The organism is Marivibrio sp. (genome assembly GCF_040218065.1).
Lineage (GTDB): Bacteria > Pseudomonadota > Alphaproteobacteria > UBA8366 > Aestuariispiraceae > Marivibrio.
The window spans coordinates 1-18672 of record NZ_JAVJQE010000008.1 but is presented as its reverse complement, the minus strand read 5'-3'; the positions used below and the strand labels follow the sequence as shown (position 1 = coordinate 18672).

The 18672-nt window shown below is 68.5% G+C and carries 15 protein-coding genes; 7 read left to right on the top strand and 8 right to left on the bottom strand.

Annotated elements, in window-relative coordinates:
* Positions 1–12: 12 nt before the first annotated feature.
* The gene (locus RIB45_RS06405; protein ID WP_350049408.1) at positions 13–1233 is read right to left on the bottom strand and encodes a hypothetical protein; all 1221 of its coding nucleotides are present in this window, start codon (positions 1231–1233) and stop codon (positions 13–15) included.
* Positions 1234–1547: 314 nt separating this feature from the next.
* Here RIB45_RS06405 and RIB45_RS06400 point away from each other — a divergent pair, with 314 nt between their 5' ends.
* Positions 1548–1874: a hypothetical protein gene (locus RIB45_RS06400; protein ID WP_350049407.1), complete on the top strand. Its 327-nt coding sequence runs from the start codon at positions 1548–1550 to the stop codon at positions 1872–1874.
* A gap of 7 nt (positions 1875–1881) precedes the next feature.
* Here RIB45_RS06400 and RIB45_RS06395 read toward each other — a convergent pair whose 3' ends face one another.
* From RIB45_RS06395 to RIB45_RS06385, 3 genes are all read right to left on the bottom strand, one after another.
* Positions 1882–2934, bottom strand: a complete 1053-nt coding sequence (locus RIB45_RS06395; protein ID WP_350049406.1) for a metal-dependent hydrolase — start codon at positions 2932–2934, stop codon at positions 1882–1884.
* Positions 2935–3019: 85 nt separating this feature from the next.
* Complete coding sequence (locus RIB45_RS06390) at positions 3020–3436, bottom strand: hypothetical protein (protein WP_350049405.1); 417 nt, start codon at positions 3434–3436, stop codon at positions 3020–3022.
* A 57-nt stretch (positions 3437–3493) separates the two neighbouring features.
* Positions 3494–4765 carry an FAD-binding domain-containing protein gene (locus RIB45_RS06385; protein WP_350049404.1) on the bottom strand — a complete coding sequence of 424 codons (1272 nt, stop codon included), beginning with the start codon at positions 4763–4765 and terminating at the stop codon, positions 3494–3496.
* 169 nt (positions 4766–4934) lie between these two features.
* On the opposite strand from RIB45_RS06385, the gene RIB45_RS06380 reads away from it, so the two are divergent.
* Positions 4935–5354: a universal stress protein gene (locus tag RIB45_RS06380; RefSeq protein ID WP_350049403.1), complete on the top strand. Its 420-nt coding sequence runs from the start codon at positions 4935–4937 to the stop codon at positions 5352–5354.
* Between the two features lie 118 nt (positions 5355–5472).
* On the top strand, positions 5473–6072 hold the full coding sequence (locus tag RIB45_RS06375; RefSeq protein ID WP_350049402.1) for a PAS domain-containing protein: 600 nt from the start codon (positions 5473–5475) through the stop codon (positions 6070–6072).
* Positions 6073–6085: 13 nt separating this feature from the next.
* Here RIB45_RS06375 and RIB45_RS06370 read toward each other — a convergent pair whose 3' ends face one another.
* Both RIB45_RS06370 and RIB45_RS06365 read right to left on the bottom strand, forming a co-directional pair.
* Positions 6086–8731 (bottom strand): ATP-binding protein, encoded by a 2646-nt coding sequence (locus RIB45_RS06370; RefSeq protein ID WP_350049401.1) that lies wholly within the window; start codon positions 8729–8731, stop codon positions 6086–6088.
* A 165-nt stretch (positions 8732–8896) separates the two neighbouring features.
* Positions 8897–9655 (bottom strand): hypothetical protein, encoded by a 759-nt coding sequence (locus RIB45_RS06365; RefSeq protein ID WP_350049400.1) that lies wholly within the window; start codon positions 9653–9655, stop codon positions 8897–8899.
* Between the two features lie 152 nt (positions 9656–9807).
* On the opposite strand from RIB45_RS06365, the gene RIB45_RS06360 reads away from it, so the two are divergent.
* From RIB45_RS06360 to RIB45_RS06350, 3 genes are read left to right on the top strand one after another with little or no spacing between them, the layout of a single operon-like run.
* Entirely contained in the window at positions 9808–10455 is a 648-nt protein-coding gene (locus RIB45_RS06360; RefSeq protein WP_350049399.1) for a TetR family transcriptional regulator C-terminal domain-containing protein, read from the top strand.
* Positions 10456–10508: 53 nt separating this feature from the next.
* Positions 10509–12578 (top strand): oxidoreductase, encoded by a 2070-nt coding sequence (locus RIB45_RS06355; RefSeq protein ID WP_350049398.1) that lies wholly within the window; start codon positions 10509–10511, stop codon positions 12576–12578.
* 26 nt (positions 12579–12604) lie between these two features.
* Positions 12605–14686, top strand: a complete 2082-nt coding sequence (locus RIB45_RS06350; RefSeq protein WP_350049397.1) for an oxidoreductase — start codon at positions 12605–12607, stop codon at positions 14684–14686.
* Between the two features lie 7 nt (positions 14687–14693).
* On the opposite strand, the gene RIB45_RS06345 is transcribed toward RIB45_RS06350, so the two are convergent.
* The gene (locus RIB45_RS06345; protein WP_350049396.1) at positions 14694–15611 is read right to left on the bottom strand and encodes a LysR substrate-binding domain-containing protein; all 918 of its coding nucleotides are present in this window, start codon (positions 15609–15611) and stop codon (positions 14694–14696) included.
* 120 nt (positions 15612–15731) lie between these two features.
* On the opposite strand from RIB45_RS06345, the gene RIB45_RS06340 reads away from it, so the two are divergent.
* Positions 15732–16604 (top strand): TauD/TfdA dioxygenase family protein, encoded by an 873-nt coding sequence (locus RIB45_RS06340; protein ID WP_350049395.1) that lies wholly within the window; start codon positions 15732–15734, stop codon positions 16602–16604.
* A gap of 138 nt (positions 16605–16742) precedes the next feature.
* Here the strand turns inward: RIB45_RS06340 and RIB45_RS06335 are convergent, their stop codons facing one another.
* Positions 16743–18458: a sensor histidine kinase gene (locus RIB45_RS06335; RefSeq protein WP_350049394.1), complete on the bottom strand. Its 1716-nt coding sequence runs from the start codon at positions 18456–18458 to the stop codon at positions 16743–16745.
* Positions 18459–18672 lie beyond the last annotated feature (214 nt).

The window sequence follows — 18672 nt, the reverse complement described above, 5'->3', positions numbered from 1 at the left end:
CCGGCGCGTCGATCAGGAGGCGACGTAGAAATCCTGACCGTTGACCGCGATGATGAAGTCGTAGAACGGCTCCAATTCCACCGCCTTGACCTGCGGCTTCTTGCCGTCCTGGGTCAGGTGACGCCAGGCGGTCGCGGTATGCGCCAGGACGCCGATGGCCAACCCGACCGTCAGGAAGTTCTTCGGCGCCTCAGCCAGAAACGTCTGGAAGTCCTTCGGCGCCTCTTCGTCCACCAGCTTTTCGAAGGCCGCGTTGTAGTCCTTGACGACCCCCATGACCGTGGCGTGGGTGGCGCGGATCAACTTACGGGCCCGATCGCGTCGGTAGTTGAAGCGATCGACGGCGCTCGCCTCCAGCCCCGCCAGATCACGCGGCAGCGACTCGTTTCCGCCGAGCCATTTGAAGAAGTCGTAGAACTGGCTCTGGTACTTTTTGTACTGAAACTCGTAGTAGTTGATGCCCTTCCACGCGAACAGGATCTCGGTCGTCTTGTCCTCGTCCAGATGGAAGCTGCGGATCAGCTGCCGACAGCCCTGCGTGGCCTCGCCGCGCCAGATTGAATCGATGACCGCCGAGGTCATCAGGCGGCGCGTCTCGTCCTCTTCGCCGTCGTCCCCGCCTCCCTTGCCCATATATTGTTCGAAGACGTCGACTTCAGAGCCCTGATTGGCCTTCGAGACGAGCAGCGAGATCTTCTCCATCACCGGCCGTCGGATCATCACCCAATCGTCCTCGGTGATGTCGAAATAGCTGTTGTCGACGGGGCGGTCGGCCTCCATCTCGCGGCGCTGCGAGAGCAGCAGGAACGGATCGAAGGTCGGCAGCTGGGAGAGCACCTCCAGCACGCGCTGATCGTGGGCGCTCAAACCGGTCGTGTCCTTGATCGCGCCGCGCTTGGCGAGGACCCGGATGATCGTGTCCGGCTCGGCCGACGTGCTCTCGCCGCCTTGGCTCACGTCCTCGTCGTTATAGGGGAAGTAGACGCGTGTGGAGACGAACACCTCCTCCTGATCGTCGGAGTAGGAGACCTCCTTGAAGAAGATGCCGAGATTGAGCGTCGAGAGGTCGAACAACATCCCCCGCGACGGCGACTTTCGCTTGAAGCCGTCGTCGACCATCGTCTTGTCGTCCTCGGCCGCGTTGCGCTCCTTGATCATCTGATAAGGGCCGCGGCAGTCGAAGCACAAAAAGCGCCCCGACTTGAGCAACATCTTGAGTGCGCGCCGATTCATGAAGGAATCGCCCGATACAGCCGTTGATCGTTGAGACGCCTGCGCGTCGTGCGCGCAGCGCCCGTCCGGGCGCGGGCGATTGAGCCGCCCGGACGCCCTCTCCCACCAGTCTCTCCCCTCCTAGCACAAGGGCGACGGGGACACTATAGCTTGCCGAAGGGCGCGCGGCGCGCGCCTGGGGAGGGGAAGGGGGCGTTGACGGTGGCGTTTCGTCGCGAAGCGGGTATAGTGCCGCGCGGATGGAGGCCGTCCGCCCGTCGGGCGGCGGGGGCTCGCCGCTCAAGAACGGGCGCAGGAACGGATCGCAAGGACTCATGAAGTTCATCGAACGGCGCCGATTGCCGCGCTACCCGGTCGCCGTCGGTTTCCTGGAAATCGACGGCCGCACCCTCAAGGTCGACAACGTCAGCGAGGAAGGCGTCGGCTTCTACACCGACGCCCGGACGCCCTTGCCAGAAGGCGGCCGGCATGAAGGCTTCCTGATTCTCCAGCATCAGGAGGATCAATTCGAGATCCCCGTGCTGTTCGAGGTGCGCCGCCGGGAAGGCGATTACGTGGGCGCGCTGGTGACCTACCGCGACGTCCAGCATCGCGAGCGGGTGAAGGACTTCATCCGCGTCTCCGGGGCGGAGCCCAGCTGACCCCGTCTCATTCCTCGCGCACCGCGTCTTCGTCCGCGATCCGCCGAAACAACCAGTCGATCCCGCGCATGTCGCGGGTCGGCTCGACCCGAGCGATCGGCGCGGGCTGGATCGCCGCCGCCGGCGGCGGCGCGTCGCCAAGCGCCGCCACATCGGCGATCGTCCCCACCTGAAAGGTGAAGACGTAGGCCGGGGTCACCCCCATGCGGATATCCGAGATCAAGATCTGCGCGCCCTCGCGGCGATAGGCGTAGTTGCCGTTGGAGAAGCGCTCCACCCGTTGGGGCGGGCGATAGTCGGAGAGCGCGCGGTCGAAGAGCAGGCCGCGCGGATGGGGGTGCAGCGCGGCCGCCGCACGGCGGTCGAAGACCGAGCGGTAGACGTTGTAATAGACGTCGCCGTCGATCGCGATCCCGCGCCAGAGCAGACTGTTGAAGGGCATGGGGATCATCGTGATCTGCTCGGCCTCCACGCCGGCGGCTTGCAGCGCCTGCTCCACCTTGTCGCGCCCGATCTGCTGCGAGACGCCGGTCCACCCGAGATAGGCGGTGCTGAGCATCAGCGCGATCGCCGCACCGCGCGGCGCGCGCGTCCATCGGGAGCCCGCAATCAGCGCCCCCAGGACCGCGATCACCAGCGGCAGGCTGTAGAGCGGATCGATGATGAAGATCCAGGAGAGGGCGAACGGCTTGTCGGTCAGCGGCCAGAGAATCTGCGTGCCGTATGTCGTCGTCCAGTCGAGCAGCGCATGGGTCGTCAGGATGATCCAAACGACGCCGACGGCGCCAAGCGCGCTCAAATCCGGTGCGCGCGCCCGGAAAAGCCGATGCAGACCGAGGCCGATGAGCGGGGCGAGCGCGCTGTGGACGATTAGCGAATGGGTCCAGCCGCGATGCTCGACGAAACTGTCGATCGGACCGTCGAACGGCAGAAAGACGTCCAGATCGGGCGCGGTGCCCAACAGGCCGCCGACGAGGACGGCGCGGCGCGGACCGATCTTGCGGCTCAACGTCGCCGCACCGATGGTCGCGCCAAGCGCGAACTGGGTTAAGGAGTCCATGGTCGCAGGCCGCCGCTCAGGAAAAAAAGGATCAGGCCCGGTTATTTAGGCGGGCCGCGTGCGGCGGCAAGCCGCCGGGCGGGCGTCAGGAATCCGTCGTCTCCTCAAGCGCCTCCGGATCGGGGACGGCCCCGTCCGATCGGAGCGGCGGATCGTCGTCGCCCGTCGGGTCGTCCGCGACGTCCGGATCGGGCGGCGCGTCGGGCGGCGCGTCGGGCGCGCGCACCTCCTCCAGCTGCAGCGGATCATAGCCGGGATTGTAACGGCAGGCGAAAACCCGACCGTCGACCAGATCGTCGTCGGGGCAGGCCTCGAAGCCGACGGGCTGCGCCGGTTCGGGCGCGCAATAGCGCCGCGCGGCCATCAGGACGTGATGGCGATTATAGGGATTGGGGCAGAACTGGATCGTACCGTCGGCGCGCTCGATCGGCGAGGGCTCGATTTGCGCGCACCCCGCCGCCAACAGCGCCGCCGCGATCGCCGTGATCCCGCTGAACCGCATGGCTGGTCCCTTCCCTCCGCAGCCGGCCGGGCGCGTTCCGCCCGGCACCGCGCGTCGCTAGCATGATTCTGCCGCAAAGCGCGAGCGCTGCAATCCGGCCGCGCGCATCAGCTCCGGAATGCGCTTCTTGAAGGGGAAAAAGCCGCGGTCGGCCACGTCCCAGGCGCGCGCGTCCCAATCGCGCAACAGATAGGTCAGCGGCACGCCGTCTTCGGCCAGCAGAAGGCGCGCCCGCTCGAGCATCTCGCGCGTCGGCCCCTGCGGCGCGTAGGGCGTCACCACGCGGCCGAGAGCCGCGCGTCGCGCCCAATCGCGAATTGCGGCCGCCTGGTCGTCCTTAGCGTTCAGGCGGCTGGGCGCCGGACCGCCCGCGGCCTCCAGCCGGGTGCAGCCGTCCTCCAGCGCGCCGATCGACCAGAGCGAGGCGGCCGCGCCGATAGGCCGAGGCGAGCGATCCTGAACGGCGGAGACGGCCGCCGACGCGGAAAGCCGGTCGAGATCGAGGCCCGGCAGCGTCTCCGGCGCGAGATCCTCTTCGGTCAGCAGCAGGCCGACCGCCCCGTCGAACGTCCAAGGCGTCGGCGCAGGCGTCGGCCCGGCCGGCCCGAGAGGCGGCTCGGACAGCGCAGGCGCATCGTCGGCCAGCGCCGCTGCGTCCGGTCGGAACCGGCCGTCCGTGAAGATCGCGATGTTGTCGGCGCGGGCGAGATAGCGCTTGCCCCGGGTCTGGAGGCCCGCAACCCAGCGCCAGCCCAAGGTGTTCGAGGCCGGGTCGCCGTCGATCAGATGGCGCAGGAAGAAATCGGCCCCGAGCTCCCACGGCAATCGAAAGGTGAAAATCCATAAGCTGGCGAACCACATGCGGGCGTGGTTGTGGAGATAGCCGGTCTCCACCAGCTCGCGCGCCCAGGCGTCGAAACAGGCGAGGCCGGTCTCGCCCGCCTCCGCGGCGCGCCAGCGCGCGGCCGCGTCGGCGTCGGAGGCCATCGCGGCGCCGCCGGCGTCGACGCCGGCGCGATAGGCCCGCCAGACCTCCGGACGACGCTCAAGCCACCCTTTCCAGTAGGTGCGCCAGAAGACTTCCTGAATGAAGCTCTCAGCGCGCTCGGCCCCGTGCCCGGCCAACGCCGTCTCCACCGCCTCCCTCTCCAGCACGAGACGCATGCGCAGATAGCCTGAGAGCTGAGAGACGTTGCTTCGATCGCGCGGGCCGAAATCGACGTTTCGCCGCCGCGCATAGTCCGCGCCCATGCGCGGCGCGAAGGCGGCCAATCGCTCAAGCCCGGCTTGCCGGCTCGGCGCTGCATGAGAGTAAGGGGCGTCAAACATGGGGCGTAAGCATCGTCCGATCGGCGCGGCGGACAAGCGACTGCGACCTTCCGTCCCGTTGCCCGGCCGGCTTGGGAACGCGCACGGCGTTCCGTCCGCATGCGTTGACAGGCTGAAAATGACGCTTACCTGCAAAGGGTCTTTGACAAGAATCGATAGGAGGACGCTCATGGCCCGGTATTCCAAGATCATGGCGCCGGTCGATCTCAAGCACGCCGACACGCTGGACAAGGCGATCGCGACCGCCGCCGACCTCGCAAAGACCTATGACGCCACTCTGACCCTGGTCGGGGTCACGGCGCCGCAGCCGGGCGAGACCAGCCGGACGGTCGACGAGTACAAGCGCGCGCTGAGCGACTTCGCCGCCAAGCACGGCGAGAAGACCGGCGTCGAGATCTCATCGAAGGCGGTGGTGAAATCCGACCCCTTGCGCGACCTGGATGAAGCGCTGGAGGAGACGGTCGAGGAAGACGGCTTCGACCTGATCGTCATGGCCTCCCACACGCCGACCTTCGCCGATCATTTGTTGAGCTCCAACGCCGGCTATCTGGCGAGCCATACGAGCGCCTCCGTCTTCATCGTGCGCTGACGGCCCGCGCGACCCACGTCCCGGGCGGCCCACGTCCCGGGCGACCCACGTCCCGGGCGTCCCGCCCCCCCCCCCGGGCTTGCCCCGCGCCGACCGCCGCCTAGCTTTCAGCGGCGAGATGACCGACGATCCCGTGCAAGCGATGACAGCGCGCTTGGCCGCCGCCCTGGCGGCGGGCGACGCCGGTCCGACGACCGCCTGCTTCACCGACGCCGACGCCCCGGCCCCTGTGATACTGTTCGACCCGGACCGAAAGGCCCTGGGCGACCCGACGTTGGAGACGCTTTACGCCTCGTGGCGCGCGATCGGCGGACGGGCGGGGCGCCCCCCGCCGGGGCGTGCTTTCGATCCGTTGACGGCGACGGCGGCGCTTCCTTACGTGATGCTGCTCGACAGCGTCGACGACGGCGCGGACCTGATCTATCGCGTCTACGGACGCGCGATCGCCGAGCGCTTCGGGGCCGACCTCACCGGGAAACGGTTGAGCGAGACGCCGATCGAGCCCCGCATCGCGGCCTTCTTCCTGGCGGTTTACCGCGCCGTCGCCCTGCGCCGCGCGCCGATGCTGACCGAGCACGCCCCGCCGCGCAACGTCTCCGTCGCCAGTTGGCGGCGGCTGGTCCTGCCTCTTGCGGCCTCGGCCGCACCCGAGGCGCCGGTCGCGAGTTTTCTGGTCGGCAACATCCCGGGCGTCTGGCGGACCGAAGACCGGGCGTGAGGCGTCGCGCCGATCACTCCTCGGAAACGCGCGCCTTTTCGATATCGTGCAGAACAGCCTCAAGCGCAGCGCGCGCGGCGCCGTCCGGAGCGGGATTCGGCGTCCGATCGGCCTCGGCGCCGGGCGCGATTTCGAGCGGCGACCCGGCGTCGGCGCCGACGGCCCGCGAGACGGCCAGCGCCAGCGCAGTCATTTCCACCGGCTTGGTCACATAGTCGCTCATTCCGGCGGCGAGATAGCGCTCCCGATGGCCTTCGAGCGCGTCCGCCGTCAGCGCGATGATCGGAATGTCGCGCTGATCCATGTCCGAGGCCCGTATCCATTGGGCCGCCGTGACCCCGTCCATCTCCGGCATGTGGACGTCCATCAGCACCAGGTCGTAACGGCCGGCGCGCAGAGCCCGGATCGCCGCCGCGCCGTCGGGCGCCATCTCGAAGCTATGGCCCAGCGAAGACAACATGGCGCCGATCACGAGCTGGTTAACTTCATTGTCCTCCGCGACCAGAATGTGGGCGGCCCGCCCGACGGCGGCCGCAGGGCTTGCAGGCTCCGCGCGGGGCGCTTCGTCCTGGCTTGCGGCGCGCATCGGCAACCGGACGGTGAAGGTGCTGCCCTGACCGGGCCAGCTCTCCACGGACGCCTCACCCTGCATCATGTCGCACAGATGCTTGATGATGGCGAGGCCGAGGCCGGTCCCGCCATAGCGCCGGCTGATCGTACTGTCCGCTTGGGTGAAGCTTGAGAACAGCGTCTGCAGCACCGACGGATCGATCCCGATGCCGGTGTCGGCGACGTCGAATCGAAGGGCCTGTCGGCCGTCCTCGAACCGATCCGGAGCGACCGTTACCGTGACCGCGCCTGCGTCGGTGAACTTCACCGCGTTGCCGACCAGATTGATCAGGATTTGCCGCAAACGCGCCGGATCGCCGTAGACCAGGCGCGGAAGCGCCGCGTCCTGCACGATCCGCAACGCCAGACGCTTCGCATCGGCCTGCACCGTCATCAGGGCCCGAACATCCTCCAACAGGGCGGGAAGGTCGAAGCCCGTATACGCGATCTCGACGCGGCCGGCTTCGATCTTCGAGAAATCGAGGATTTCGTTGATCGTGTGCAGCAACGAGGCGCCCGATTTTTCGATGACCTCAAGGCTGCGACGCTGCTTGGGCGTCAGACGCCCGTCGTCCTTCATCAGCGCCGCCATACCCATGACGCCGTTCATCGGGGTGCGGATTTCGTGGCTCATATTGGCCAGGAACTGACTCTTGGCGCGGTTCGCGATCTCGGCTTCCTCGCGCGCGGCGAGCAGTTGCTGTTCGCGCAGAACCACGCCGGTCACGTCCTGGACCACGCCGAAGATCTTGCGCGCGCGGCCCGCCGCGCGCTCCAGCTCCGCGGTCATGGCGAGCCAAAGGGTTTCGCCCCCGACCTGCGCGCGCACCCGAATGGAAAACGGCTGGCCGGATTTCAGCGCCGTGACGACCGTGCCCCGGAGCCGCTCGCGATCCTCCTCGTGAAACAGCGCCGACGCGGCGTAGAAGTCGGGCGGCGGCGCGTCTTCCTCCAATGCGAAGATGCGTCGCGCGCCGCGCGACCATACTCCGGCCCCGGTGGTCAAATCGTACGACCAGTTGCCGAGGCGAGCGACGGTCTCCGCCCGGAGCAGGCTCAACTCAAATCCCTTGCGCTCCGTGATGTCGCTTTCAACCGCAATGAACCCGGCGAAGCCGTCGTCCTCGTAGACCGGTTGGATCTCCAGCGCGAGCCAGTATTCGCGCCCCTGCTTGTCGTAATTCAAGATCTCCGTCGTGATCGGCTCGCGCGCGGCGAGCGCCCGCCCGATCGCCGCCACGGTCGCCGGATCGGTTCCAGGTCCCTGGAGCATCTCGCCGGGCCTGCGGCCCTTCGCTTCGGCGAAGCTGTATCCGGTTATTCGTTCGAAGCCGCGGTTGACCCACTCGATGCGCTTGTCGGCTCCGGTGATGACCACGGCGTTGGTCGTGCGATCGGCGACCAGCGCGAGCTTGCGCATCTCCTGCTGATGCGCGAACGCGCTCGCGCGCGCGTCGGCCAGCCGCTGCGCCTGGAACAGGACGCTGCCGATGATCAATGTGGAGAGGCAGTTCACCACCATCAGCGTGGGCGCGGCCGCGGCCAGAATCTCGATCGCGACGCTGGGCGGCGCGCTGACGAAAAAGGCGGGGACGCCCGCGACCGTCCCAGCCGCGCCGATCAGCAGCAAGCCGACGGGGCCAAGCCTGAGGCCGCTCCGGGCGATCAGCCAGCCGGCGAAGGCCCCGGTCGCCCCGTAGAGCGCGAAGCTGACCGCCCCGCCCAGAGCGACCGGTCCGCCGACGACGAAATACCGCGCGGCCGCGCCGATCGCCGCGGCGACCGCGGCCCCCAACGGCCCCGCGAAGACGCCCGCCAGCAAAGCAGGTCCGGCCCGAGGATCGGTCACCGCCCCGTGCGGCAAGGGGATCGGCTGCAGCATTACGAGCGCGGCCATCGCGCCGAAGGTCAGCCCCAGCAAAACATCGCGGGTCGCGCCGCCCTCGCCTCTCGGAAAGCGAGCGCTGACGGCGCCGACGCACAAGACCATTAGGGCGAGCAGCCCCACGTCGTTGAGCATCGGTATCAGGGTCTCGTGCAGGCCGTCCATCGTCCTATCGCTTCTCGACGCCCTCCTTAGGGCGCACTCCCGCACTTTAGTCTTATATCTTTAACACTCTACTAACAAAGCGCGCCCGGCTTCGCCGACGCAGGCGTCGCGCGCCTGTCGCACGGCGGCCTCCGGACGTCCTGCGGCCCGGTAAAGCCGGCGCCCTCATCGTCGGACGCACCGGGCGAAGGCGATCCGCGCGCCGTCTTCGGATGCGCTCTCGAAGCGCAGGCCGGCCGGAATGAAAGCCGCCTCGCCCGCCTCGACCCGCACGCGCCGCCCGTCTTCGGCGACGAGAGATAGCGCGCCGGTCGCCACGCACCACAGCTCATGGGCCGTCGTCTGGCGCGCGACGGCCTGATGCGCCGGCGCGACGTCGACGCCCGCGGCCATCGCCGCCGACCGGGTCTCGAAAAGAATGCGGCGCGGACCGAACGGCCCTTCCTCCTCGCGTTCCGCGGCGCCCGGGGGCGCATCCTCGGGGGAATAAACCACCACCCCCGGCGCCGGCGGCGGGTCGGCGGGCGGATCCGGGTCTTCGCAGATCATGAAGAACTTCGCCATCGGGTCGTCCTGACGCCAGCTTACGGGCCACGCATTGTGGACGCAGAAGACCTGACCCGGACGCACCGTCGTCTCGGCGCCGTCGCCGTCGATCAGCCGCGTGGTCCCTTCGAGCGAGAGCATGAACTCGTCGCCGGGGTAAGGACCGAACGCCTCCTGCATCGGGTCGGTCGTCCAGACGCCGACATGCAGGCCGAGGGTCTCGTCAGAGATCGCCAGGCCCCAGCTTTGCGTCGCCGGGGCGGCGTGAAAATCGGCCGGATCGAACGGCGCGGGCTCGCGCCCGCGCCCGTCGACGCCCGCGGGCGTGATGTGGCGAATGCCTTCTGACGTTCGGGCGGCGGTTTGGGCGGCGGTCATGGCGGCGCTCCCTGGAATCGTGTCGCGGCTCTGCTCGGCCCGGCAGGCCGGATGGTCAGATGAAAGCTTGACCCTGGCGCATGGGTCAACCAGAATTTGACTGAACAGTCAGATAATGAGATCTGCGCCCTTGGGAAACGACCCGGCCCGCCATGCCTCAGACAGACGATCTCCGATCAAGCCGCATCCGTCAGGCCCGCCGCCGCCAACTGATTGAGGCGACGATCGAGTCGATCGCCAAGCGCGGCTTCGCGGAGACGACCTTGAGCGCGGTGACGGCTGAGGCGGGCCTGTCGCACGGGGTCGTCAATTTTCATTTCGCCAGTAAAGAGCAGCTCTTCGTCGACACCTTGGGCTGGTTGGCGGAGGAGCACTACGATCATTGGCGACGCGCGCTCGACAAGGCGGGCGACGACCCGGCGCGCCGGCTGGAGGCGCTGGTGCGGGCCGACTTTGCGCCCACGGTCTGTTCCCGCAAGAAGCTGGCCGTGTGGTTCGCCTATTGGGGTCAGGCCAAACATCGGCCGATTTATCTCGATATTCACAACCGCCACGACGCCGCCCGGCGCGAACATCTGGAGACGTTGTGCGCTGCGCTGGTCGCCCGGTCCGGCGGCGTCGGCGCGCAGCCGGAGCGCGCCGCGCGACTGCTCGAGGCGTCGATCGACGGGCTGTGGCTGCAACTGCTGCTCTATCCTGAAGGGTTGGACCGCAAGGAGGCCCTCGCCTCCGCCATGGCGCAGCTGGCCGCCCTCTATCCGCATCATTTCGAGCCGCCGACGGCGCCCTTGGAGGGCTGACGGCGTCGTCTCATCCCCCCCTTTCCCATCCCCCTCAAGGAGACGGCGAGCCTATGAGCCGAGATCCCCGTTACGACATCCTGTTCGAGCCCGTACAGATCGGCCCGGTGACGGCGAAGAACCGGTTCTATCAGGTGCCGCACTGCAACGGCATGGGGCGCCTGCGCCCTTCCAGCATGGCGGAAATGCGCGGGGTCAAGGCCGAAGGCGGCTGGGCGGTGGTCTGCACGGAGGAGGTGGAGATCCACTCGACCTCCGATCACAGCCCCGTGGTCGAAGGGCGGATCTGGGACGACGACGATCTGCCGATGTGGGAGAAGATGACGGCCAAGATCCACGAGCATGGCGGGCTGGCGGGCTTTCAGCCGAACCATTCGGGCTACACCGTCTCCAACCTGTTCACGCGCGAGATCCCGCTGGCGCCCGTCGACATGCCGGTGGAGCAACCGCACCCGGTCCAGGCCCGCGCGATGGACAAGGCGGACATCAAGGCGCTGCGCAAATGGTATGTCGACGCGGCCAGACGGGCCAAGCGCGCCGGCTTCGACATCATCTACGACTACTGCGGCCATAACATGTCGCAGCAGATGCACTTCCTCTCACGGCGCATCAACCAGCGCACGGACGAGTACGGCGGCAGCCTGGAGAACCGCGTGCGTCTGTTCCGCGAGGTGCTGGAGGATATGAAGGACGCCGTCGGCGACACCTGCGCAATCGCGGTGCGCTTCGCCGTCGACGAAATGATGGGCGAGGACGGCCTGACCAGCGACGGCGAAGCGCGCGACGTGATCGGAATGCTGGCCGAACTTCCCGACCTTTGGGACGTCAACGTCAGCGAGTGGTCAAACGACAGCGCCACGTCGCGCTTCGCCGGGGCTGATTTCCAAGGCGATTACACAGCATTTGTGAAGAGCCTGACGAGCAAGCCCGTCGTCGGCGTCGGGCGCTTCACCTCGCCCGATATGATGGTGTCGCTGATCAAGAAGGGGCGTCTCGACCTGATCGGCGCGGCGCGCCCGTCGATCGCCGACCCCTTCCTGCCGAAGAAGATCGAGGAAGGCCGGATAGAAGACATCCGCGAGTGCATCGGCTGCAACATCTGCGTGACCGGCGACTTCACGGTGACGCCGATCCGCTGCACCCAGAACCCGACGATGGGCGAGGAGTGGCGCAAGGGCTGGCACCCGGAGCGCATCCCCGAAAAGAAGAGCGACGCCTCCGTGCTGATCGTCGGGGCCGGCCCGGCGGGCCTTGAGGCCGCGCGCGCGCTGGGACAGCGCGGCTACGCCGTGACCCTGGCGGAGGCGTCGGGCGAACTCGGCGGCCGGGTCGTCAATGAGAGCAAACTGCCCGGCCTGACCGAATGGATCCGCGTGCGCGACCATCGCCAATGGCGGCTCGAGCAGATGGGCGCCGTCGACGTCTTTCTGGAGAGCGCGCTCACCGCCGAGCAGATTATGGAGTTCGGCGTGGAGCATGTGGCGGTCGCGACCGGCGCGCATTGGCGAAAGGACGGCGTCGGCCGCGCGTTGTTCTATCCGGTCGACGGGCTGGACGACTTGCCGATCTATACGCCGGACGACCTGATGGCGGGCCGCCTGCCGGAAGAGGGCCCGGTCGTGGTCTATGACGACGATCATTACTACATGGGCGGATTGATGGCTGAGGTGTTGGACGACGCCGGACGGGACGTGATCTTCGCGACGCCGGAGGGCGACGTCTCCACCTTCACCCACAATACGATGGAACAGCACCGCATTCAGCGCGGCCTGCTGGAGCGCGGCGTCGACATCCGCGCCCACCGCACCCTGTCCGGGCTGGAGGCGGGCGGCGTGCGCCTCGCCTGCACCTATACGGGCCGCGAGGAGCGGGTCGAGGCGGCCGCGATCGTGATGGTGACGGCCCGCCTGCCGGACCGCGCGCTTTACGACGCGCTGAGCGCCGATCCGCAGGCGCTGGAGAAGGCCGGAATCAAGAGCGTCGTTCGGATCGGCGATTGCCTGGCCCCGGGAACGATCGCGGCCGCGGTTTACGCCGGTCACCGCTACGCCCGGGAGTTCGATGCGACGCCGGATGAGGGTCTCGGCTTCCGGCGCGAACTGCCGCGTCTGGCGGACGCCTGAGCCGCGACCGTCGGGGGAGGGAGAGCATGACCCGCGACCCGCGCTACGACCTGCTGTTCGAACCGATGCGGATCGGGCCGGTCACCGCGAAGAACCGGTTCTATCAGGTGCCGCACTGCACCGGATCCGGCTATCTGCGCCCGCACGTCCTGGCCGGCCTGCGTGCGATGAAGGCGGAGGGCGGCTGGGGCGTGATCAACACGGAGTACTGTTCGATCCACCCGTCGAGCGACGACACCCCCCATCCCATGGCGGCGCTGTGGGACGCGGGCGACGTGAAGGCGCACGCGTTGATGACCGAGGCGGTGCACGAGCACGGCGCGCTGGCGGGCGTGGAACTGTGTCACGGCGGGGCCCGCATGGCGAACCTGACCACCCGGGAGGTTCCGCTCGGCCCGGTCAGCGCGCCGAACCTTGCCGGCAACCCCTACCAGACCCGCGCGATGGACAAGGCCGATATCCGGGCGGTGCGGCGCTGGCACCGGGACGCGGCGCTGCGCGCGCGGGAAGCCGGCTTCGATCTGGTCTATGTCTACGCCACCCACGGCTATCTGCTGTCGCAGTTCCTCAACAAGGAGCTGAATAGGCGCACGGATGAGTACGGCGGATCGCTGGAGAACCGCCTGCGCCTGATGCGCGAGATCATCGAGGACACGAAAGACGCCGTCGGAGACAGGCTGGCCGTCGCCGTGCGCTTCTCGGTCGAAACCAACGGCGGCGGCGGCGGAGACGGCGCGCCGGTCCCGGGCGAAACGGAGGATGTCTTCGGCCTGATCGGCGAAGCGCCCGATCTCTGGGACCTTAATGTGGAGGACTATTCCCTGGAGATGGGATTGAGTCGCTTCACCGACGAAGGCGCGCTCGAGCCCTATATCGCCGCCGTGCGCGGCTTGACCTCGAAGCCGGTAGTAACCGTCGGCCGCTACACCTCTCCCGATTCGATGGTTCGCCTGGTGAAAAGCGGCGCGGCCGATTTCGTCGGCGCCGCGCGCCCCTCGATCGCCGACCCCTTCCTGCCGAAGAAGATCGAGGAAGGCCGGCTTGAGGACGTCCGCGAATGCATCGGCTGCAACATCTGCTACACGGGCGACGGCAAGGGCGCGCCGATCCGCTGCACCCAGAACCCGACGATGAGCGAGGAATGGCGTCTCGGCTGGCATCCGGAGCGGCTGCCCGCCGCAGCGGGAGACGCGACGGTGCTGATCGTCGGCGCGGGGCCGGCCGGCCTTGAGGCGGCGCAGGCGCTCGGCAAGCGGGGCTATCAGGTGACGCTGGCCGAGGCGACGCGCGAACTCGGCGGCCGCGTCGCGCGGGAGGCGCGTCTGCCGGGCCTGGCCGCCTGGGCGCGGGTTCGCGACCACAGGCTGCAGCAGCTCGATCAGCTGGCGAATGTCGAGATCTATCGCGAAAGCCCGCTGTCGGCGGAGGACGTTCTGGCCGTGGGCGCGGATCACGTCGCGGTCGCGACGGGCGCGCGCTGGCGACGCGACGGCTTCGGACCGTCGGCGTTGGGCGGGGTCGCAGGGTTGAGCGCGCCCGCCGCGCGGATCCTGACGCCGGACGACCTGATGGCCGATGAGGCGCCGACGATCGAGGGGCCGGTGCTGATCTACGACGACGACCACTATTACATGGCGTCCGTTCTAGCGGAGAAGCTGGCCACGGCGGGTCATGACGTGGCGTTGGCGACGCCCGCCGACCGGCTGTCGGACTGGGGCGCCTACACGGTCGACCGCTGGCGGGCGCAGCGCCGGCTGATGGATCTGGGCGTCACGCTGCTGACGGCGGGCGCGCTCAGCGGCTTCGACGGGGAGCGCGCGACGCTCGCCTGCGCCTATACGGGCCGGGAGAGCGCGCACGCGGCCGGCGCTCTGGTCCTGGTGACGACGCGGGCGCCGGTCGACGCTCTCTATCACGAGCTGGCCGAACGGCGGGCGACCGGCGCCGCCGGCGCGCCGAAGACCCTGGCGCGGATCGGCGACTGCGACGCGCCGGCCGTCATCGCCGCCGCGGTCTACGCCGGCCGTCGCTTCGCCATGGATCTTGAGGCGCCCGAGCCCGAGCGCGCGCGCAATCGCCACGACCGTATCTTCGCCCCCTCGCCGTAGCGCGCGCTCACGGATCCCTGTCCGCATCGAGTTCGCCAGCGAGCCAATCGAGCGTCGCCCGGCGCTTGGGATCGCCGCCCGCGCCGCGCGCCCGGTAGAGACAGACCCCCTCCTCGAAGGTCAGCGCGTCGTCCGAAATCCGCCCGAGCGTACCGTCCTTGAGCCGCGCATCGAGCGAGCGCCGCCAGCCGAGCGCGATCCCGTGCCCGTCCATCGCGGCCTGCGCCAACACCGGATAGCTGTTGAAGCGCAGGCCGCCGAGCGGCCCTGTCGACGGAACGCCGAAGGTCGCCAGAAATTCAGGCCACTCGACCCAATCGCGCAGCCGATCCACGAAATGCAGCAGCGGCCGTCGAGCCAAGGCCGACGCCGGCAGCCTTCCGCCCGCCGACTCAAGCAAGGCCGGCGCGGCGACGGCGAAAACCGTCTCCGGCGCGCTGTGGACCAAGTCGAATCGCCGTTCGCCGCGCCGGCCCGTCTGCAAGGCGATGTCCACCGGCTCGCCCACCCTCTCCGGCGGATCGCCGGTCGCCAGCAGCCGAATCTCGATCTCGGGCCGGCGGTTCTGGAAGGTGGCGAGCCGCGGAATCAGCCAATGCGCCGCCAGGGCCAGTTCGCACATCACCGTCACGGCCTCGCTGGCCGCCGCGCGCCGCTCCGCCCGCGCCGCCATCGCCAGGCGCGACAGGGCGTCGGAGCTCTCGTCCGCAAAGCGCCGCCCGGCCTCCGTCAATTCCACCGCGCGATGGCGCCGCACGAAAAGGGCGACGCCCAGATCCGTCTCCAGGACCCGGATCTGGCGGCTGATCGCGGCCTGGGTCAAGTTCAGCTCTTCCGCCGCCTGCTTGAAGGAGCCGAGGCGCGCCGCCGCCTCGAAGGGCGCCAGGGCGGACAGCGGCGGGAGGTCGGCGCGCAGATTTGACATTACTTTTCCTTAAGCGACAGACGCCTTCATCGCTTGATGAATGGGATCCGAAAATATCATGCTTAATTTACCGGATCATCAAGCGTGGGAGAAGCCCGCGCGACCTCAGGAGCCGCCGCCATGACAGCCTCTCTTGCTTTCGAGCCGATCACAGCGCGCATCGGCGCGCGGGCGCCGGGATTCGCGCTCGACCCGGAGATGCCGGACGCCACGCTCGCTCAGCTTTTGGACGGCCTGCTCGCGCATCAGGTTCTGGTGTTCGAAGATCAGCATCACCTGACCCCGGCCGCGCAGCGTGCGCTAGGTCTGCGCCTGGGCCGGTTGGCCCCGCGCCATCCGATGTATCCCATCGCCGACGGGATCGAGGAGGTGATGGTGATCATCAACGACCCCGACACCCCGCCGGAGAACGAGGTCTGGCACAGCGACCTGTCCTGCTATGAGACGCCGCCGGCCGCCGCCATTCTGGCCGCGCGCCATGTGCCGCCGGCCGGCGGCGACACGATGTGGTGCAGCATGACCGGCGTCCTAGAGGACCTGTCCGAGCCGTTTCGGGGCTTCCTGGAGACGCTCTCGGCCCGCCACGATTTTCGCACCGGCTTCGCCTTCGTCAACGAATACGCCGATCTCGCCCGGCGCGAGACGCTGAAGAACCAAGGCGACGCCGCGCCGAAGGCCAGCCATCCTGTCGTGATGCGCCACCCCGTCTCGGGTCAGCCGCTGCTCTACGTCAATGAGAGCTTCACCGACGCGATCGAGGGGCTGAGCGCCGCGGAGAGCCGCCTGTTGCTCAACCATCTCGCCGAGACGGTGCGCCACCCGCGCAACCACATGCGCCTCAAATGGAAGCCGGGCATGGTGGCGATCTGGGACAACTACCTGACGCAACACATGGCCCTCGGCGACCATTGGCCGGCCTATCGCGAGATGCATCGGGTGACGGTCGCTCAGATCGACGCGCGCGCGGCCGGCGCCGCGCCCAGGGCCGCCTGACGCCGCGTCCGCGGGGCGAGGGCGCGCGCGGAAGGCTTTGCCGAACCCGACCGGCGTCGGGAAGCCGGCGGGCGGTGCGAGAGCGGCCGGACGCGCCGGGCGGCGCTTATCGGTCGTGAGCCGGCGCGGCGCCGCGCCTCACGCCGTCGTCACAGGCGACGCGACGGCGGCGGCGAGGTCCCGACGGGCCGTCTCGACCTCGGTCAGGATCAGGGTCGCGCAGGTTCCGCCTTGATCGTCCGGCCCGACCGACAAGCCGCCGCCCTGCTCCTCCATCAGGCGCTTGGTGATGGCGAGGCCGAGGCCGACGCCTGGCAACGAACGGCGTCGGGCGTCGTCGCCGCGCAGGAACGGCTCGCCCAGCCGTTCCAAGACCTCCTCCGGCACGCCGGGGCCGTCGTCTCGAACCGTCAACGCGACGGTCCCGTCGCGCACATCGACGGCGAGCGCGACGCTGACCTCCGGCCCGCCGTGCTTGAAGGCGTTAACGACGAGATTGGTCACGCACTGGGTCAGCGCCGTCGGGTCGCAACGAATTGACGCAGGCTCGGGATGCGGAACGAACCGCAGGACATGATCCCGCCCGGCCTCGATCGTCAGGATGCGGGTCAGGTTCTCCAGCAGGCTGTTGGCGTTCACCTCTTCGAGCGAGAGTATCGCGTCGCCGCGTTCGATCCGGTTGATGTCCATCACCGTGTCAACGAGCCCCAACAGCACCCGGCCGGCCGCATGGATGTCGTCCAAATACTCGTCCACCTTCTCGCGCGGCATCGAATCCGACCCGACCGTACGGATCAGATCCGAAAAGCCCAGGATGGCGTTCAGCGGGGTGCGCAACTCGTGGCTCATATTGGCCAGAAACTGCGACTTGCTCTGGTTCGCCTTCGCCGTGGCCTGAAGTTGTGCGGCCAGTTCGCCCATCATGCGTTGCAGTTCTTCGCGCGACGCCAGAATCTCTGTGAGATCGCGGATGATCACCGTGCTGCGCCGACGCCCTTCGACGGTGAAGGGCGAAACGGTGTAGGACAGCTGACGCCTGCGTCCGTCCGCTTGAATCAGGCTTGCGGTCTGCGTGAGGGGATCGTCGGGTTCGCCTGACGGAGGCTCGCTCGGCCCGGCCGGAAGCGCCGCGTCCAATCGCCGCCCGATCAGCGCGCCGTGCGGCTGACAGAGCATCCGCGCCGCCGCCGGGTTGGCGTCGATCACGCAGCCCTCCTCGTCCAGGATCAGTATGCCGTCGCTTGCGTGTTCAAGCACGGCGCGACTTTGCCGGCGCTGGAGCGCGAAAGCGCTCAACCGCTCCAGCAAGAGGCCCAGCATCGAGGTTCCGATCAGATTGCCGATCAGCAGCCCCGGCAAGACTTGCGGCAGAAACCCCAGCGCCATATCCCCGCTGCGCCCGATGAAGAAGGCCGGCAGCACGCAGAGCGTTCCCAGCGCCGCCAGCGCCGAGAAGCCCGCGAGCCCCGCGTCGCCGCGCGTCCAGAGCTTGCGGAACAGGACCCCGGCCGCCATGTAAAGAAAAAGGCTGAGCGTCCCGCCGAGTTGGAACGGATCGCCGATTTGAAACCGGGCGAGCGCGCCTATGGCCGCGGCGACGCCCCCCGCAAGCGGCCCGGACAGAAACGTGGCGACGAGGATCGGCGCCGCGCGGCTGTCGAAATTGGCGCCGTCCGGCCCCTGGATCGGGACCAGTATGACCAGAGCCGCCGCGGCGCCGAAGACCAGGCCGGTCGTGAGTTTGGCGCGTCCCGAAGTGTCGGACGGACTCCACCGCAAAGTGATGAAGAAGACGAGCATCGCAGCCGCCGCCAGAACGGACAGATTCTCAGCGACGCTCGCGAGCAAAGGCATACGCTAATCCTCCTCCCTTCCGATCGTCGAACCGCGGCGCGGCGGCCGGGGCGCGCCGCCCCCGAATCAGAGCGCCTTCACGCCGTCCAGGAACCGCTCGACGCTGCTCTTCATGCCGCCCGAGCGCTCGCCCAGATCCTCCGAGACCTGCAGCAGGTCCTTGGCCGCCTGTCCGGTCTGGGATGAGGCCTGGGCGACCCCGTCGATGTTGCTC

Coding starts and splice junctions, on each gene's coding strand:
- RIB45_RS06405 (WP_350049408.1), bottom strand. CDS start 1,233: ATGAATCGGCGCGCACTCAAGATGTTGCTCAAGTCGGGGCGCTTTTTG.
- RIB45_RS06400 (WP_350049407.1), top strand. CDS start 1,548: ATGAAGTTCATCGAACGGCGCCGATTGCCGCGCTACCCGGTCGCCGTC.
- RIB45_RS06395 (WP_350049406.1), bottom strand. CDS start 2,934: ATGGACTCCTTAACCCAGTTCGCGCTTGGCGCGACCATCGGTGCGGCG.
- RIB45_RS06390 (WP_350049405.1), bottom strand. CDS start 3,436: ATGCGGTTCAGCGGGATCACGGCGATCGCGGCGGCGCTGTTGGCGGCG.
- RIB45_RS06385 (WP_350049404.1), bottom strand. CDS start 4,765: ATGTTTGACGCCCCTTACTCTCATGCAGCGCCGAGCCGGCAAGCCGGG.
- RIB45_RS06380 (WP_350049403.1), top strand. CDS start 4,935: ATGGCCCGGTATTCCAAGATCATGGCGCCGGTCGATCTCAAGCACGCC.
- RIB45_RS06375 (WP_350049402.1), top strand. CDS start 5,473: ATGACCGACGATCCCGTGCAAGCGATGACAGCGCGCTTGGCCGCCGCC.
- RIB45_RS06370 (WP_350049401.1), bottom strand. CDS start 8,731: ATGGACGGCCTGCACGAGACCCTGATACCGATGCTCAACGACGTGGGG.
- RIB45_RS06365 (WP_350049400.1), bottom strand. CDS start 9,655: ATGACCGCCGCCCAAACCGCCGCCCGAACGTCAGAAGGCATTCGCCAC.
- RIB45_RS06360 (WP_350049399.1), top strand. CDS start 9,808: ATGCCTCAGACAGACGATCTCCGATCAAGCCGCATCCGTCAGGCCCGC.
- RIB45_RS06355 (WP_350049398.1), top strand. CDS start 10,509: ATGAGCCGAGATCCCCGTTACGACATCCTGTTCGAGCCCGTACAGATC.
- RIB45_RS06350 (WP_350049397.1), top strand. CDS start 12,605: ATGACCCGCGACCCGCGCTACGACCTGCTGTTCGAACCGATGCGGATC.
- RIB45_RS06345 (WP_350049396.1), bottom strand. CDS start 15,611: ATGTCAAATCTGCGCGCCGACCTCCCGCCGCTGTCCGCCCTGGCGCCC.
- RIB45_RS06340 (WP_350049395.1), top strand. CDS start 15,732: ATGACAGCCTCTCTTGCTTTCGAGCCGATCACAGCGCGCATCGGCGCG.
- RIB45_RS06335 (WP_350049394.1), bottom strand. CDS start 18,458: ATGCCTTTGCTCGCGAGCGTCGCTGAGAATCTGTCCGTTCTGGCGGCG.